Source organism: Bacteroides sp. 1001302B_160321_D4 (assembly GCF_015667765.1).
In the GTDB taxonomy this organism is placed as follows: domain Bacteria; phylum Bacteroidota; class Bacteroidia; order Bacteroidales; family Bacteroidaceae; genus Bacteroides; species Bacteroides xylanisolvens.
Map to the genome: position 1 here is coordinate 15,374 of NZ_JADPLO010000014.1, position 18,166 is coordinate 33,539.

12 protein-coding genes are annotated in these 18,166 nt (G+C 42.9%); 2 read left to right on the forward strand and 10 right to left on the reverse strand.

Features of this window, described 5'->3' with window-relative positions; translation table 11 throughout:
* Positions 1-16 precede the first annotated feature (16 nt).
* Positions 17-1,552 carry an acyl-CoA carboxylase subunit beta gene (locus KFO40_RS07695; protein WP_008026609.1) on the forward strand — a complete coding sequence of 512 codons (1,536 nt, stop codon included), beginning with the start codon at positions 17-19 and terminating at the stop codon, positions 1,550-1,552.
* A gap of 604 nt (positions 1,553-2,156) precedes the next feature.
* Here the strand turns inward: KFO40_RS07695 and KFO40_RS07700 are convergent.
* Entirely contained in the window at positions 2,157-3,251 is a 1,095-nt protein-coding gene (locus KFO40_RS07700; protein WP_117684067.1) for an N-acetylmuramoyl-L-alanine amidase, read from the reverse strand.
* A gap of 130 nt (positions 3,252-3,381) precedes the next feature.
* Between KFO40_RS07700 and KFO40_RS07705 the strand changes: the two genes are divergently transcribed.
* Positions 3,382-4,662, forward strand: coding sequence for an O-acetylhomoserine aminocarboxypropyltransferase/cysteine synthase family protein (locus tag KFO40_RS07705; protein ID WP_004306892.1), 1,281 nt, complete (start codon positions 3,382-3,384; stop codon positions 4,660-4,662).
* A gap of 137 nt (positions 4,663-4,799) precedes the next feature.
* Here KFO40_RS07705 and KFO40_RS07710 read toward each other — a convergent pair whose 3' ends face one another.
* From KFO40_RS07710 to ppk1, 9 genes are all read right to left on the reverse strand, one after another.
* Positions 4,800-5,720 carry a hypothetical protein gene (locus KFO40_RS07710; protein WP_211146230.1) on the reverse strand — a complete coding sequence of 307 codons (921 nt, stop codon included), beginning with the start codon at positions 5,718-5,720 and terminating at the stop codon, positions 4,800-4,802.
* Positions 5,721-6,060: 340 nt separating this feature from the next.
* Complete coding sequence (locus tag KFO40_RS07715) at positions 6,061-6,603, reverse strand: DUF4369 domain-containing protein (protein ID WP_008026606.1); 543 nt, start codon at positions 6,601-6,603, stop codon at positions 6,061-6,063.
* An 84-nt stretch (positions 6,604-6,687) separates the two neighbouring features.
* Positions 6,688-7,554, reverse strand: a complete 867-nt coding sequence (locus tag KFO40_RS07720) for a BT1926 family outer membrane beta-barrel protein (protein WP_049702173.1) — start codon at positions 7,552-7,554, stop codon at positions 6,688-6,690.
* A gap of 26 nt (positions 7,555-7,580) precedes the next feature.
* The gene (locus KFO40_RS07725) at positions 7,581-10,157 is read right to left on the reverse strand and encodes a hypothetical protein (protein ID WP_121960492.1); all 2,577 of its coding nucleotides are present in this window, start codon (positions 10,155-10,157) and stop codon (positions 7,581-7,583) included.
* A 403-nt stretch (positions 10,158-10,560) separates the two neighbouring features.
* On the reverse strand, positions 10,561-11,499 hold the full coding sequence (locus KFO40_RS07730) for a tyrosine-type recombinase/integrase (RefSeq protein WP_074708701.1): 939 nt from the start codon (positions 11,497-11,499) through the stop codon (positions 10,561-10,563).
* 115 nt (positions 11,500-11,614) lie between these two features.
* On the reverse strand, positions 11,615-12,241 hold the full coding sequence (locus KFO40_RS07735) for an HU family DNA-binding protein (RefSeq protein WP_015531513.1): 627 nt from the start codon (positions 12,239-12,241) through the stop codon (positions 11,615-11,617).
* A gap of 283 nt (positions 12,242-12,524) precedes the next feature.
* Complete coding sequence (imm9, locus tag KFO40_RS07740; RefSeq protein WP_134985584.1) at positions 12,525-13,031, reverse strand: Imm9 family immunity protein; 507 nt, start codon at positions 13,029-13,031, stop codon at positions 12,525-12,527.
* 236 nt (positions 13,032-13,267) lie between these two features.
* Positions 13,268-15,517: an inorganic phosphate transporter gene (locus tag KFO40_RS07745; protein ID WP_008017861.1), complete on the reverse strand. Its 2,250-nt coding sequence runs from the start codon at positions 15,515-15,517 to the stop codon at positions 13,268-13,270.
* A gap of 412 nt (positions 15,518-15,929) precedes the next feature.
* Positions 15,930-18,113 (reverse strand): polyphosphate kinase 1, encoded by a 2,184-nt coding sequence (gene ppk1 / locus KFO40_RS07750; protein ID WP_211146231.1) that lies wholly within the window; start codon positions 18,111-18,113, stop codon positions 15,930-15,932.
* Positions 18,114-18,166: the final 53 nt, after the last annotated feature.

Here is an 18,166-nt window from a genome sequence, read left to right on the forward strand (position 1 = left end):
AAGAACGGATTGCATTATGGAAGAAATGAATAAAGCATACGCCACGTTCGAGGAACGTGACCGCATCGCTTCTCTTGGTGGAGGCGTTGATAAAATAGAGAAGCAACACGAAAGCGGTAAAATGACTGCTCGCGAACGTATTGAGATGTTGCTCGATAAAGGTACTTTCGTTGAACTAGACAAGTTGATGGTTCACCGTTGTACGAACTATGGCATGGATAAAAACAAAATTCCGGGAGACGGCATTGTTTCAGGTTACGGAAAGGTAGACGGTCGCCAGGTATTTGTTTACGCTTATGACTTTACCGTATATGGCGGCTCACTGTCTGCTTCCAATGCCAAAAAGATTGTGAAAGTACAACAACTTGCGTTGAAGAACGGTGCCCCGATTATCGCTCTGAATGATTCGGGTGGCGCACGTATTCAGGAAGGTATCGAAAGCCTTTCCGGTTATGCGGATATTTTCTATCAGAACACAATGGCCAGCGGTGTGATTCCACAGATTTCGGCCATCCTAGGTCCTTGTGCCGGAGGCGCTTGCTACTCTCCTGCCCTTACCGATTTCATCTTTATGGTGAAAGAAAAAAGTCACATGTTCGTGACTGGTCCGGATGTAGTAAAAACCGTGATTCATGAAGAAGTAAGCAAAGAAGAGCTGGGTGGCGCAATGACACATAGCAGCAAGAGCGGTGTGACGCATTTTATGTGCAACTCCGAAGAAGAACTGTTGATGAGTATCCGCGAACTGTTGTCTTTCTTACCGCAGAATAATATGGATGAAGCCAGGAAACAACCTTGCGCCGACGAAACCAACCGCGAAGACGCTTCTCTGGATACAATCGTTCCGGCAGATCCGAACGTACCGTATGATATGAAAGACATTATCGAACGCGTGATAGACAACGGTTATTTCTTCGAAGTCATGCCGAACTTTGCAAAGAATATCATCATCGGCTTTGCCCGCATGGCAGGTCGTTCGGTAGGTATCGTAGCCAATCAGCCGGCTTATCTTGCCGGCGTTCTTGACATCGACGCCAGCGACAAAGCAAGTCGTTTTATCCGTTTTTGCGACTGTTTCAATATTCCGTTGATTACATTCGAAGATGTTCCGGGATTCCTTCCGGGATATACGCAGGAAAACAACGGTATCATCCGTCACGGCGCAAAAATAGTTTATGCGTTCGCAGAAGCTACTGTTCCCAAACTGACTGTTATTACCCGCAAAGCTTACGGCGGCGCTTATATCGTAATGAACTCCAAGCAAACCGGAGCTGACGTGAACTTCGCATATCCCAGCGCAGAAATTGCAGTGATGGGTGCAGACGGTGCCATCAATATCCTGTTCCGCAAAGCTGACGAAGCAACAAAGGCTAAGGAACTGGAAGCCTACAAAGAAAAGTTTGCTACTCCGTATCAGGCTGCCGAACTGGGATATATTGACGAAATCATTTATCCGAGACAGACTCGCAAACGTCTGATTCAGGCACTAGAAATGACGGAAAACAAGATGCAGACAAATCCGCCCAAGAAGCACGGTAATATGCCTTTATAACAACTAGATAAGGTGTGCATAAAGCACCCTCCCATCAAGACGGGCTTACATAGATTCTACGATATACTTTAGAATCTTTGTAAGCCCTCTTTTTATGAGTAAGTCTTTTTATATACACAAAAAAACGGCACCTCGATTCACATCGCAGCACCGTCACAACACAAACACAAAATAAAACACGACAAAACTACTATGCAATCTTCCTGTCATGCCGGGGAGGCATACCTTGCTTGACTTATCTATATTCGCATACACACAAGAAGCTTTATCAGGCGATTTGCACAATAAATAACATACACTTCCGGATTTTGTTCACAGGATTGATAAGATTTTATTCAATAATATGATAAGAAAATGAAATAACGTGCTTTTAATGAATTCAAGAGAAACGAAAAAAAACGGCACCCCGATTCACATCGCAGCACCGTCACAACACAAACACAAAATAAAACACGACAAAACTACTATGCAATCTTCCTGTTATGCCGGGGAGGCATATTCACTAGCCCATATATATTCGCATACCTACAAGTAGCCATCAGGCGATTTGCATATATAAAACATTCAGATTTTTATTTTGTTCACGAAAAGAGAAGCAAAAATGTTATTTCTTCTCTTTGTAATCTTTCAGGAAGCCTTCCATCAGCCATTTTGCGAGTGCCTGACGATTGGAATTTATCACCAACCGACGCTGATCGAACGTATTCTGGATATTGCCCAACTCCACAAAAACGGAAGCGGGAGTGGTATGGGAAAGCACGTATAAGTTGCGCCCGCTCACTGTGCCGGAAAAACCCCGATTAGGCTGGTGCTTATCATATTTTGACTCAAACGTATCTTTCATATTATTCGCCAATCGTTTGCTGTCTCCTTTTTTATTCGAATAATAGAAAAAGACATCCGTTTGTTTTCCCTTACTACGACTATCGATATGAATAAAAATCGCCCTGCAATAAGAGTGATTCTTACGGTCTTTCCGGTAAAGGGCGTTTATTTTATCACAACGTTGCTGAAGGCGTTGCACTTGATTTAAAGGAATTGCATCCCCCATACAAGTCTCACGTTTACTGTTCGACAGATACGAATCATCCCGAATACCATCTTTGGCATCTTGAATGATGATATGCACTTCGGCTCCTTCCTGCATCAGGTTACGTGCCAGACGGAGTGCAATATCATAAGCGTATTCATCTTCATGCAGTTCGTATCTACCCACTTTTCCAATAGCTCCCGGATCGGGACCTCCGTGTCCGCTGACCACATAGAAACAAGCACCGGCAAGACGGTTGGAAGTGACTTTCACATTAGCCAGTTGCTTTCCAAACAGAGGTTCGTTGATGGTGGTTCCTATTTTTGTCGATTTAGCTTTTGAAGATGCTTGCTTTGTCCCGGCGCCTTCGGAAGTTGTGTTCTTGGCACCCGTGTTTTTGGCAGGAGTAGTCTTGGCAGAAGTAGTTGTCGATTTCTTTACCGGAGGAATAACATAAGTCACGCCTACTTTAAGCACATTATTCTTTCCCAGCTTCTGCTTATTCAACTCTATAAAATCGTCGTAATACTTCTTCGGAGAACGGTTGTGCCTCAACAGAAAAGAAGAGATGCCCTCACCTGCCTTCGGAGTTGCCTTCTGCTGCGCCCAAAGAGTTGTGCCCGAAAAAAGAAAAGCTAAGAATAAAAGAATATAGAGTTTATTTTTCATAACTACATTAACTATCTCCTTCGCAAGAGTTATCATTTCACTCATAAACAGGGCAAAAATACAATTATTTTCCCTACTTTTGCAGCATTAAAACATTTTTTGAAATAAAACATTAAAACCCGATAACATTATGGCAAAACAATTCAAACCGGAAACCCTGTGTGTACAGGCTGGATGGACGCCTAAAAAAGGCGAACCACGCGTATTGCCCATCTATCAAAGTACAACTTTCAAATACGATACCAGCGAGCAAATGGCCCGCCTGTTCGATTTGGAAGACAGTGGTTACTTTTATACCCGCCTGCAAAATCCAACGAATGACGCCGTTGCCGCCAAAATCGCCGCTCTTGAAGGTGGTGTAGCCGCTATGCTGACTTCCAGCGGTCAGGCTGCCAACTTCTATGCCATTTTTAATATCTGCCAGGCAGGAGATCACTTCGTTTGTTCTTCCGCTATTTATGGAGGTACGTTCAACCTGTTCGGAGTGACGATGAAGAAACTAGGCATCGATGTGACTTTCGTAAATCCGGATGCCAGCGAAGAAGAAATTTCTGCTGCTTTCAAACCGAATACAAAGGCTTTGTTTGGCGAAACAATTTCCAATCCTTCTTTGGAAGTACTGGATATTGAAAAGTTCGCACGTATCGCACACAGTCACGGGGTCCCCTTGATTGTTGACAACACCTTCCCTACTCCTATCAACTGTCGCCCGTTTGAATGGGGAGCTGACATCGTAGTTCATTCTACTACCAAATATATGGACGGACACGCTACAAGCGTAGGTGGCTGTATCGTAGATAGCGGTAATTTTGACTGGGATGCTCACGCAGAAAAATTCCCGGGACTTTGTACGCCGGACGAGTCTTACCACGGGCTGACTTACACGAAAGCATTTGGCAAAGGTGCCTATATCACCAAAGCAACCGCGCAACTGATGCGTGACCTCGGCAGCATCCAAAGCCCGCAAAACTCTTTCTTATTGAATCTGGGACTTGAGACACTGCACCTGCGTATGCCTCAACACTGCCGTAACGCACAGAAAGTGGCCGAATATCTTTCTAAAAATGAGAAAGTAGCTTGGGTAAACTACTGTGGTCTGCCGGACAACAAATATTACAGCCTGGCACAGAAATATATGCCGAACGGTTCTTGCGGAGTCATCTCCTTTGGTCTGAAAGGCGGACGTGATGTGTCTATCAAGTTTATGGATTCACTGGAATTCATCGCTATCGTTACTCACGTAGCCGATGCACGCAGTTGCGTGCTCCATCCGGCAAGCCATACTCACCGCCAGTTGACGGATGAGCAACTGATGGAAGCCGGTGTACGTCCGGACCTGATCCGCCTATCGGTAGGTATCGAAAATGCGGATGATATCATTGCTGATATCGAACAGGCTTTGAACGCATAACAATACCGTAAAGGTATCAAATACAAAGAGAAGGCACGGGAATGAAAGATTTTCCGTGCCTTTTTATTTACCACAAAAAGAAAGTTAATTTCGAAGAGAATCATTTCAAATGTGAACCGATAAATCCTTCCGGATGATTATAAATCCTCGGCAGACAAACTGGAAATCACTGTATCCACCCAATATACAACTGTTCTATCCGCTGGCAAAACTCCTTCCAGATAAGGTGAATCGGATACCTCCTCCAACCATGCCGTAGTAATCGGTCCTCTTTCTCTTGTAGAACTTTGAGTTCCTAAATACGGACTAAAATTAAAAAACGTGTGTTGTTGCTCTATATTATTTTTATCTATATATGTAAAGACAAAAGCCTTTTTCTGTTTTCCACCCAATGAAGCCCACTCTATCTGGTATGTTCCTTCAACAAGAATTTGCTCATCCTCTGTCTTATAAATGAATTTCCCTCCTGTTCCTTCTTCAGATAAATGATATACATCATCCGGCCGCAAAATACAGATATCTCCTTTATTTATAAAAGAATAAGAAGCCATTGCCACATTCACTTTTTCCTGCAACTCGCTTTCCGAATCCAATGACAACATATCTTCACTGGGTCTGGAAACCTGAAATTCAGGTTGGTCGACGCACATAAATGTCAATACGCCATAAGAAACAGTCACAGGCAGGGTGACATAATTACCATCCTTATCAGTAACGGTAACCGTTACTTTCCCTTTTTTACCATGCGAACTAAGCCATAATCGGTTGTCGATGACTGTTGCTGTCACAATTGTTTCATCGGAGCTTTGTGCAGAGTAGCCACCTTTTCCATTGGCTATCCCGATATTCTCCGCTTCCCATCCGTTAAGATACAAGACTGTAGAAGAAACAGTGTTTGTACAAGTTCCTGTTTCGTCAACCAGTTCGGAACCACTAAATAAGATAATCTCTGCATCATCTTGACAGGCTGATACACAAAAAGCCATAACAGAAAGAAGAAAGAAGCCTAATAAAGTTTTTGTTTTCATATTTTCAGTGGTATGGTTAAATCCCGGCATATGCCATTGTTTTGCAAAGATATAAAGTATTTGTAAAAAACACTATCTTTGTATGAAAAGTTACCAATAGTACAGATCCACTAGATTCTTCCATACAGTGTAAGTTATATGAGATATACAACAGAAGGTCATTGAAAAGGACGTTCCCGGGGGAAAAAGGGAATGGGAAATACGGGAACGTCCTCAAAACATAACAATACAGAAATATGGACTTTCACAAGGGCGCATTTCTGTCTCTCTTATGCAACATTCCCTTCTATAAAAATATGGAGGAAATATCTGGAGAGGATATTATTATGTGGGAAATTTAGTTTATAGTCTTAAAAGCAATCTGATTGCATCAAAGTGATGAACGATAGGCAGTCCGAATATATTCTCCTACTGCATTGTCATCATTGATTTCTATGTATTTTTTCAATAAATCCGCAAATCCGGATTTTATCTGTTCCGTTTGCTTGTTCTCGCAGGCTGTAGAATATTCATCAACAGCCATGAGAAAATCCTGCATTCGTTCATTCAGCATTGTTCCTCCTGTGCAAACCACATCGGAAATATAGGCTTGGATACTACCATTTTCTATGACAACAGGGAGGCGGTATTCCAGTCCCGATTTGTTGGCACGAATAGAAAGCACTTTTACTACGGGCGACACAATAGTCACCGTATCGGAAAAATCAAACTTTCCGTGGATTATTTCTGCACTATCTACCGGCTGCCCGCTCGAAACATCTTTCATATAAACCATTTTTCCTTCGAATTCGGGCAAAGGTGCACTGCCGTTAATCTCGTAACCTTTTATCTGATGCCCGGTGCAAGCCACTATCAGACATATTCCCGGAAGAAAAGATAAAAGTTTCACATATCTGTTCATTAAGCTCTTCATTCTTCTTTAAAAAAGAAAAGCCGTCCGCACTATCAGCAGAACGGCTTTCTCTTTTCATTCATACATTTGTATAATCATTCATCCTTAGAATCTGAATCCCAGTTTCACTACAGGCATTTCAAATATTTTGATATTGTGGTGACTGGCGTTATATTTATCAAATCCTTTCGGGCAAATCTGTATCAAGTCATAGCGGTAAGCCAGAGGGTGCATTTCGAAACCGAAAACAAAACCTTTGGCAATGCTATACTCAATACCTGCTACGGCAGCTACTTTGAAACCGTACATCTGACCGGCTTTACTTCCGGAAACATAGACCTGTGACGGAAGTTCTTCCGAGTCGTCACTATCCTTGTAGGTGTCTCCGGTGTATGGTTCGGTCGTTTCAATGCGTGCCATCTGGAAGCCGAGTGCGCCTCCGAGATATGGATGAATACGTTCGTTGCGAGTCTTGAAATAGTAGTTGGAACCGACAGATACATACCAGTTGTTAGTCATCTGCGCATTGATATAACTTTGCGCAGGGATAATCATGTCAGGTACACTGTTGTCTCCTTCTACATAGTCTTTCTTAGGAGTGAGGCTAACGTTCATGCTGAACTGGAAATTTACATCCCAATTGTCAGACACAAAATACTTACCTTCAATTCCGGCTATATTGACCAGACTATTATTATTCAGACTCCCGATGTTCAGATAGCGGTTCAGATCGCCGGAGTTATCCTTCCCTCCATTGGGAAGTCCGACTACTCCTCCGTCATTGGAGAACTTAGGAAGCAGATAAGAGGTGTTCTCGTTAAAGAACTTTCCGCTACCAAGCAGGACTGAAACCTGCCACTGTCCTTTCTTCGGGGCAAACGACGCATCATCACTGCTGCTGTAATGCTGCGCCATTGAAGGCGCAGCTGTCATACAGGTCAGCAAAAGTAATGTGCATAGTTTTTTTATCATCTTGTTACTTTTACGTAGTTAGGGAATTATTTCAAGAAGATAGCAAGAAGTGCTTTCAATTGAGCGCTTGCAGCATCATAGTCTGCCTTGGCAGCATCATATTCAGCCTGTTTTACTTTGATCTTTTCCTGGATACTTGCCAATGATTCAGTAATATAATCTGTATCAGTATAAGTACCTGCCGCTAATTTCTCTATATTTCTCTTAGCTTTAGCAACATCGGCCTTAGCGGCAGTGACATTTGCCAAAGCAATCATATGTTCTTGCTTAACCAAATTTTTGATAGCCTCCAAAGAACCTAAATCACCATTAGTAAAGTTATTATTCAAATAAACAGTGATTTCCGTTTCAATCTTACCTTTGATAATTTCATTATTGCCGTATTCTTTTTGTACTGTTGCAATATTATCATTTACTTCTTTAAAGACTTTATCATAAGCAGCCTGGGCTTCGTCGTTAGCTTTCTTAGCTTTATCTACAGCATCCGCCAAAGCAGTATTTGCTTTATCTTGAGCAGCCTGTTCTACAGCTTTTTGAGCAGTAAATGCTTCTTTCAAAGCTTTGTAAGTTTCTACCTGATCAATTATAGCTTGTAGACTAGCCGTTTCTGCTGTTGCCCAAATCATCTTACCAAGAGAACCATAATTACCATTCTTCAAAGCATCTACATGATTACCACCAGCCGCAGCTATTACTTCGTCCTTAGTTACCGGCAATCTTCTTGGATTATTAGCTGAATTGAAATTATCGCTAAATACAGCAGAAGAAGCAGATTTCCACTTTTCCAATGGAGTCTTTACATTAGAATCTTGCTCTACCTCCATTAATTTTCCAATATTTGCAGTAGATATTTCATTTGCAGTAGTAATGTCACCATCATTTCCCCAAACAATAATACCTAAGTCTATTCCAACAACCTTTTTAAAGTTATTAGCGTCTGCTATCAGCCAAGCAGAGATTTTTTTCGTATCACTTCCTTTTGTCGCAGTTGCCTTAGTAACTTGTGCTTCTTTAGCCAATGCATCCTTATAGTATGCAACTAAAGCCGTAGCTACAGCATCAATATTAGCTTCTTTTTTTCTATCTTCCGGTTTAAGTCCATTATATTTCTTTATTGCAGCATTAGCGGCTACCTCTGATTTCTCCAATTCTATTTTCAGACTTTCATCATAAGCTGCCATTGCATCTTCCCATGCTTTATAATCTTTAGCATAGTTCTCTTCAGCTTCTTTTTGTGCTGCAAGAGCTGTAGCCAATTGTGGTTTGGCCCATTCTATATTTTCCAAATCAACACCTTTAGTAGCCTTATCAATCAGCTTAACCCAACCATCAATCTGACTTTGTGCTTCAGTAATTTGTATACTTTTAGCATAGGCAAAAGTACCAGTAGAAGAATTATAACCAGCAACAGTTGTTCCACTAGGTATTACATCATTCAATCCTTTCTTTACACTTTCAGCCTCTACTTTCTTAGAATAAGCTGCAGCTGTTTTAGCTTTGTTCTTGTTAGAGTTCTGGTTATTTTTAGCAGTCTCCAACTTATTACTAGTAGCATCCAAGTCAGATATCAGTTTAGAATTAGCAACTTCCAACTTGCCTTTTTCAATATTATACTGTTGTTCCTTGACCTTTGCAGCAGCAATTTCTTCTTCCAGCTTCTTGACTTCTGCTTCCCAATCTGCAACAGTAGTATACTCATTATCCAAGATAGCTTTCAAGTTATCAGCATACTTCTGCGTCATTTCTAAAGCAAATTCTGCATTTTTCAATGCATTATCCAAAACCGCTTCTAAATTATTATCAGCTACTATATCAGAATAGTTAGCTAATTGCTCCTGAAGTTTTTTCAAGCTACCGGCTTTATAGCCATCCGCAGACTGGGTAGGATCTTCAGTAATAAGATAAACATAATACTTAGTCGTAGAAGAATTAGTCTCCGTGCTTTCATCCGGATTTGTAGTAGTAGTGGAATTCGCAACTTCCGATGACAGAATTCTTTTGATAACAGTTGTTGAATATCCATACATTGCCTTGTCCATTGCTTGTTTTGCATAGGCAACTTGCGCTTGTACACCATTCAAACGAGCTTGTTCTTCATCTGTCAACAAAACCTTGGAAGCTTCAATCTGTTCCATAGCTTGTTTGTAAGCTTCCTGTGCTTTAGCAGTGGCAGTTTCGGCAAGAAGCATTTTTTCCTTATACTGCTCAACAATCAATGCCTTTTCATTTTCCCACTTAGTTTTGTCAGCTTCCGCTTTTGCAATGGCAGCTTCCGCTTCTGCTTTTGCTTGTGCAGTAGCAGCTTCTTCCTTTTCAATCAGGAGTTGCTTCAACTGAATATCCAGTTCATGCAACTGCAAATCAATTTCTGCAGATTTATTCTGAAGTGCCAAACCTGCATTAACTAATTCTTGCTCTGCAACCTGTGCTTTTCTCAATTCAGCCTCTACAAGCTCAACTGCAGCTTGAGCTTTGATAAAATCAGACTTTGCTCCCCTAAGTTCTGCAATGCCTTCCGGTTCATCGGTATCAATACATCCCGTGAATGTCGCCGTCGTACCTGCCATGAGCAAGGTTGCGACTAAATACGTCCATTTTCTCATAAAAGTAAATTAAATGTTATACAATTAATAAATAAAAAATTTGTTTGTACTAATTCATGATTTATTTCGCTTCACTCCCCCTCTTCCCGTTACTTTGTAGGTAACGGGAAAAACCTTGTGCCTGCTCTTTTAGAGTAGTCTATACTAGAAAATAATACGATATATGACGAATCTTCTTACCCCTGCTTATGAGAAAAAGTAGAGGGGCGGGAAATCTATTGCAAAATTTAGACGTTAACAAAGCTCTAAGACAAAGAATCCACGTGTTCTTCTGTGTTTATTCCTATTTTGAGTAGTTTATTAGAAAAAATGTACGATTTTGTTTGGATGTTTTAAGAAATATGCTCATATTTGCAGCGTCTTTTCTTCCCGTTACCTACAAAGTAACAGTACTATTAATCAATCACTTGCCACAAACATAGCTCCTCTTCAGCGAAGATAGAATCGTCACATTCGCTTCATCTATTTTCTTATTCTTAAAAGGTTTTAGATAAGTCTCTGTGACGATAATAGATGAATGTCCCATCGCCTCTGAAATAATGCCTGGATGTATCTCGCAATAATATGCCATTGTAGCCCAAGTATGCCGAGCCGTATATGAGCTTAAATCAGAAGTCAATGCAAGTACTTGTTTCAGCAACAGAAGCTGATAGTTAAAATTACGCAAAGCTATCTGATATTCCCTGTAGGTAGCTTCGGTACTCTCTCCGCCAGTCAGTATGGGAAAAAGATAAGGAGAAGCAGAATCGGTGTTCATATACTTTTTTATTAGTTTCATAGTTTCCGGCAGAAGCGTCACAGTTAGAAGCCGCCCGGTTTTTCTACGACGATAAGTAAGCACATTCCCCACCATATCCTGCTTTTTAAGATAGGCAAGATCTACAAACGGCATACCACGAAGCATGAACATTAAGAAAAAGTACGCGCGCGTACGTTGTAATACCTCCCTTCCCTGATGAATTTGTTTGGGAAGCTCTTTCATCAATCGTTCCATATCCTCCTTTTCCAGTGCACGCTTTCTGTCAGCACGCGTTCCTGTATAAACATACCGGAAATGATGCGGTATATAAGATGCCATACGACGGTCAACCGCGCGGTTGTACACCGCCCTCAATGTACGCATATAGGTTGAAACCGTGTTCCAACTACAATCCTTTTCCCGCAAATACGTTTCAAAACTTTTAAGAAACTCCTGATTCACTTTCTTGAATGACAGATTCCTGCTCCCGTTAAATGCAATGATAGCATTCATGCTACTCCTGTAAACATGAGCAGTTCCATAATTCCCACTTTTTCGAAGCCCTTCAGCTACTTCCTTCATAAATGAAATCAAATTCCCCATTTTTATTAATTTTAGTTATCACTCAAGCACGTCCCTGAAGAAAAGCGCCCTCACCGCAATTCCCCCAATGCTCTTAATTCAAAATCTCAAAGTATCATCATACAAATATGATGAATTATGTTTTCTTTATATACACCCGATGTGTTCCTCTGCCATCAATCCCGATACCGGAACCAGGCGTATACGCCCATTGGCGCAATTCATTGGTAGCCGCTGTGCGCAGCAGACCTGTCAGCTTCCGGTATTCGTAGACTGTCAAAAAAGGATGTTCCTCCAAATATCTAACAGCCAATGCAAGCCGTTGCTCCGGAGTATACTTCTGTGAAGAACGTTGCGACTTCCACGGGGCTCTTTCCAGCAGACATCTTCCATTGATACGCCTTATCATCTTCCTGTCTACACGAAAGTTCACGTTTCCCACCACAATGCTTCGTGCGTTACGATGGGTTTCGCCTTCTCCGGCCTTTTCACGCTCTTTATCTTTGCATAACGCCAACGAAGGAGAGAATGTTCCAATGCCATCCAGCTTCACAGACTTGCCTTCTGCCATCTGATGTGCCATCTCAATACCTATTTGTGTAATTACGCCTTCCACATCTCCGACATTAAAACCACTGCTGGATGCTATCTGACGTATCAGCTCCTCGGTAGAAACCTGATCCATCATTGCAAACCGCGGATAAAGTACTTGTTCGCCCGTTCCATGAATATCGGGCATTTCTTCCATTACATACATTGCCATAGTACTAAAGTTTATTTGAAATATTGATTACTAATAGAAAACATCCTAGCTATAGGTAGAAAACTTGTTCTCCCCTAGAAGAAAAGTTCTTTTTCCCTTAGGGCAAACTAAAACCGCAAGTTCTGGTTTTATAACTGAAACTTCTGATTACATAATCAAAAGTTCCGGTTTTATAATCAGAACTTGCGGTTATAGTTTTCTTACCAACAAAGATATGTTTTCCTGCCGGAATAAGCAAGTTTAATCCCTATGAAAAGGAAGTTTGATTACGATTCAGTTACTATCACCGTTTCTTTACTTTATATCCTTTCAAGGTAAAACCTACTTCAAACAAATTCAAAAGGGCTATCCGGATGTTATCTTCAATATAGGTTCCCATAGTATCATATTTCGCAAAGTAGACGGGAAGCAGCCTGTTATTCCTCCTATAGCTTTCATCCGGTGTTTTACCGGTAAAACGTTCTTTCTTCTTCACTCCCCAACGAACGGTTTTACTGCAAGGGAGAGGTATACCGATCGTCAACACTTTTTCTTTTGTTGCCGTATCAGTGATTCCATGTTTCCGGATACTGATATGGCTGGCTCCCAAATAAGTGCCGATATAAAGGACAACGGTCAGCGTCCAATCGTCCAAAGCCTCATCGGTTTGAATGCCATTTACCAAATCAGAGAAATAGTTCTCAACCATTTCTTTGTCAAAACTGTTTAGTTCGGGCCATTCACATTTTTCAAACAACTGATGCACATTGACAGGAACCAGTAAAGTGGTTATTTCTAATTGATATTTCATTCATTTCATTTTTATACCATTGCATTTTAAATCGTCTCAAATATCTTACCGACTATAAATATACAATTTTATCAAATCAAATGCTAAAGAACAGAGCTTTTTTATCCAACCACTTTCTAAAAAGAAAAGACTGTTTGACATGCCCTCACTTATATAAATAGGGTTTATCAAACAGTCCTTTCCTTTCGAGTTATCATTCGTTTTTTTCCAGTGAAGAACGTTATCGTTTCCAGCCTTTACGGCATTTCAGTCTCCATTTGGAATTTACGGCTTACTTTCATTAAGTTGATGGTGTAAGTGACTACGTTCTGTGCTTCCTGAACCATCGTGAGATATACCATGCTAACCCGGATGCTTCCTGATTGGCTTTGGATACGTTGCAGTTCCTTACGTTTCAATAGCGAAAGTTGTCCGTTGAGGTCGTTGGCACGACGGATTTCTTCTTCCAGATTGTTGTACTCGTTGTTTTCCATTTTCTTACGGCATTGCTGAATCAGATATGTAATATCTTCGGCAACATCGCTGAATTCACCTTTCTGAATGGCATCCAATGGGTTGAAGTTGTTGTCGGTATGTTCCAGGCAAGGTTCGCAGAGACGAGAAATACTGTAAACCAGTTCGCTGGCAAAGTCGTTGCCTTGATAGTAATAAAGTCCCTTTTCGAGTACGGTGTTGTTGTCGAGGCGGCACATGGCTACGGTGCCGGAACGTTTCATCTGTTTGATGAGCTGTTTTTCAAATTTTGTGGAACCCATAGCACGACGCAGTCCTCGAAGATTTTCGTGGAGGAAAGAAGTGACGGTCAGTTCGAAGTTAGTTTCTGCATATTCCAGCACTTTGGAAAGTTCTTCACGGGTGTGCTTACGCATCAGTTGCAGGGCTTCTGTGCTGTCTGTGGCTTGCATAAGTTGCTTCAGAGTTTCGCTACCTTGTTCTTTCGCTTTGCGTTTTTTGTACATCACTTGGCTACGGATCAGGATGAATACAGCTATACCGATGAGTGCGATGATAGAGATATTTCCTCCATAATGAAGTACGAGGGCTACGAAGAAACAGATGGTGAAGGCAGCTCCGGCAGTGATGAACCAGCCACCGATGACGCTTAATACGCCAGTAATACGATAAACAGCAGAATCACGTCCCCAGGCACGGTCGGCCAAGGAGGTACCCATAGCTACCATGAAGGTTACGTAGGTGGTAGAAAGAGGAAGTTTCAGGGAAGTTCCCAAGGCGATGAGCAGACCCGCTAATACCAGGTTGACAGAAGCGCGGACAAGGTCGAAAGCTGCTCCGTCGGCAATGATAGCTTCGTCTTTGCGGAAGCGGGAGTCAAACCATTCTTTGCTGCCACTTGGCATAATGCGGGAGATTCCGTTGGCAAGTGTCATGCTGATGCGGACTACTGTACGGGCAATCGGGGTACTTCCGAATGTTTCTTCTCCTTCATCTTGACGGGAAAGGTCGACGGATGTTTTAATTACGGCATGTGCCTTTTTAGAAGTACAAAGGGCGTAGACCATAACGGCTCCGGCTCCGATAAGGAAATACCACGGGGTTTTGGCGGGCCCCAGCAGGGAGGTCATCAGGAAGCCGTTCGGATTTCCTCCTCCGTTGGCGGTATAGTCCATAAAAGAGGAGAAGCCTGCGAGGGGAACACCGATGAAGTTGACAAGGTCGTTGCCGGCAAAAGCGAGAGCGAGGGCGAAGGTGCCCATCAATACAATTACTTTGAAAACGTTGATTTTCATCCAGTGAAGGATTTGCATTAGCACGGTGAAGAACACGAAGAAGACGGCGATTAACATTAATGTGTTGTCTTGTATCCAGTGTTTGTTTTCGGGGGTCATGAAGGAGCTGTCTTTCAGTCCTTTGATAAGCATGAAATAGATGATGGCGGTAGCGGCTACACCTCCGAAGAGGGCAATGCTGTATTTCATCTTTTTCGTATAGTTGAAGGTGAATATCACACGGGCCAGCCATTGTACGATCATTCCGAAGAAGAAGGCGATGGCGACGGATACGAAAATGGCCATGATGACGGAAAGGGCTTTGTCGGTGTTTATGAGGTCGCCCAAACCGAGGGTGTCGCTATTATGTACTTTGATAAGTGAGAGGGCGAAGGTTCCTCCGAGTAGTTCAAAAACTAGTGAAACGGTGGTGGAGGTGGGCATACCCATGGAGTTGAATACGTCCAGCAGTACTACGTCGGTCAGCATGACGGCTAACAGAATGCACATGATTTCGGCAAAGTAGAAGTGCTCGGGCTGGTAGATGCCGTGCCGGGCTATGTCCATCATGCCATTGGATAGAGAGGCGCCAATAAATATGCCGACGCCGGCTATGAAAAGGATGGTTTTAAACGAAGCGGCTTTGGCACCTACCGCGGAGTTTAAGAAGTTGACTGCGTCATTGCTGACTCCGACTATCAGATCGAAGACGGCAAGGACGAAGAGGAAGATGATAATGCATAAATAAATAGTCTCCATAAATAATATGTGTATGTTGTTTCCAGTTGCAAAGGACGGGATTTGACGTTGCAGGGAGGTGTCATACATGTTACAATTGTATTACAATCGTCTTTCTTTTATCTCGTAATCATCTTTCTTTTGTCTTGAAACAAAAGAAAGAAGCAAAGAAAAATTCAAGGCTGACTTTTTTCTCCTACTCGCTTCCTTCACTTCGCTAAAGGGCAGAAACTCGCTACGCTCAAACAGTCTGCCCTTCTTGACGCTACGTTACGGGCGCTCGCTTGACGGAGAAAAAAGTAGGCCGGGAAACCATGCGGGGTGCAGGTCATTGTGATCGTATGTACGATGGGGGGGCTGGGGTATGGTTGTAATGATGTGTTTTGCAATGATGTGTTTTCCGCAGCATAGTTGCTGCGGAAAGGATTTGATGTTAGCTGTTAGTTTTGTTTAGCCAGTCGTAGAAGGTGTATTGGGCTCGGACGGCAGGGGTGCCGGGTGTTCTTTTTTTGAATATGTTTTGCAGCTTATCATCTACCCAGCAGGCTTTTTGGTTGTCGGCGAGTTGGATGTCGAGCATTTCGATCAGGTTGTCACGCAGGTCGGGGGCAAGAACGGGGGTGATGGCTTCGATGCGGCGGTAGAGGTTACGGCGCATCCAGTCGGGAGAGCCCATGAATACTTTGGGGGTGCCGTCGTTGCCGAAGTACCAGATGCGGGCGTGTTCGAGGAAACTGTCTACAATACGGGTGACACGGATGTTACGACTGTATGACTGTCCGGGGATAAGACAACAGATACCACGGACGATAAGGTCGATTTGTACACCGTGTTCGGAGGCTTCGTAGAGGCGGTCTATCATGGTAGGGTCTTGGAGGGCGTTCATTTTTAGGATGATGCGTCCTTGCTTGCCTTCGTCTGCGAGGGATATTTCGCGGTCGATCAGGCGGTTCAATTCGGGAATGAGGTTGAAACGGGCTACCAAAAGGGTGGTGAACTTCGGGTCTTCTTTTCCTTGCAGGGTACGGAAGAGGTTATAGAGGTCGGCCACTATTTCTTTGCGACAGGTGAAAAGACCGCAATCGGCGTAAAGGGTGGCGGTTTTTTCGTTAAAGTTGCCGGTGCTGATGTAGGCGTAGCTGGGGATTTTCTCACCGTTTAATCCGCGACGACGGATCAAGGCTACTTTGGCGTGCACTTTCAAACCAGGGATGCTGTAGATTATCTTGATACCGGCGGCTTGCATCATTTCGGCGGTGGCAAGGTTGTTTTCTTCATCAAAGCGGGCTTTCAGTTCCACAAATACGGTGACTTTCTTGCCGTTTTGGGCGGCGGCTATCAGGGTGTTGATGACGGCGGAGTTTTCCGCTACGCGGTATTGAGTTACCATGATTTCACGGGTTTCCGGGTTGTGCACGGCTTCATATAGAAAGTGGATAAAGTGCTCGAAAGAGTGATAAGGGTAATATAATAATAGGTCCTTTTTGGCGACGTAATTGAAAATGGATTCTTTCTCATCGAGGACGGTCAGCTTCATCGGCTTCGGTTTTTCGAGGCTATGAAGGGATTTGTTCGGGTTGGGAAGATGACGTAGGTCTTCGAGGTTCAAATGCTTATCACCGGGGACAAGTTCGTCACGCTGAATACGGAAGGCATCCACAAGGAAGTCCAGGAATTCAGAAGGCATAGCACGGTCGTAGACGAAACGGCAGACGTCACCGATCTTGCGTTTCTTCACTTTCTTCTTGAGTTGGGCGACGAGGTCGGCACTGCTGGCGGTGTCGTCAATCAATATATCAGCATCACGGGAAATTTTGATGCAGTAACTGGAGTCGACATCGTAGCCGGGGAAGATCAGGTTGAGGTTTGCCTTGATGATGTCTTCGGTAAACATCAAATAATGATTTTTCTCGCGAGACGGAAGTTCGATGAAGCGGGGCACTTTGGCGTAGGGTTGTTTCATCACAAAGTAAAGGGGTTGTCGGAGGTCTGTTACATTTGGCCTTGCTGCTTCCATGCCTACTTTTATACCTTCTCCGTCATTTCTTTCATTTATGCACTCTCCGGTATATTTTTCTATATTTTCTTTAGGTTCTTCTCCTTTGTTTTTTTCTTCTTTCTTCGGATAGACTCGTATTGCCAGGTAAAGGCGGTTATCCCGCAGGAAGGAGACAATTTTATCTTTGGATACAGGCACAGGTTGCAGGTAGGGAAAGATTTCCTCCCGGAAAAAGTCTTTGACAAACTGTTGGTGGAACGGTTCTACATGGTTGTCCTGATAAAAGATGATATGATTTTTGCGCAGGGCAGGCAGTATTTTTTGTTCATAGATGCGTACACGGTCATCCAGCTGGCGGGTGACTTCTTTATTTATTTCCTCTACCAGTTCGCGGGCTGACTGTACGGTTTCTTCATCGCTTTCCGTAGCGCCGGAAGCAACAGCTTTATGGTCGGCTACACGGATTTTGTAAAACTCTTCGAGATTGGAAGAGTAGATAGAGATGAAGTTGATACGTTCGTAAAGCGGCAGACGCTCGTCCAGAGCCTCCAACAATACGCGGTAATTGAATGAGAGCCAACTTATATCTCGCTTGAAATAATTATATTTGCTTTCCATGTGCTTTAAGATTTTTCCAAATATAGTATCTTTGTGGGATTAAACAAAGAATT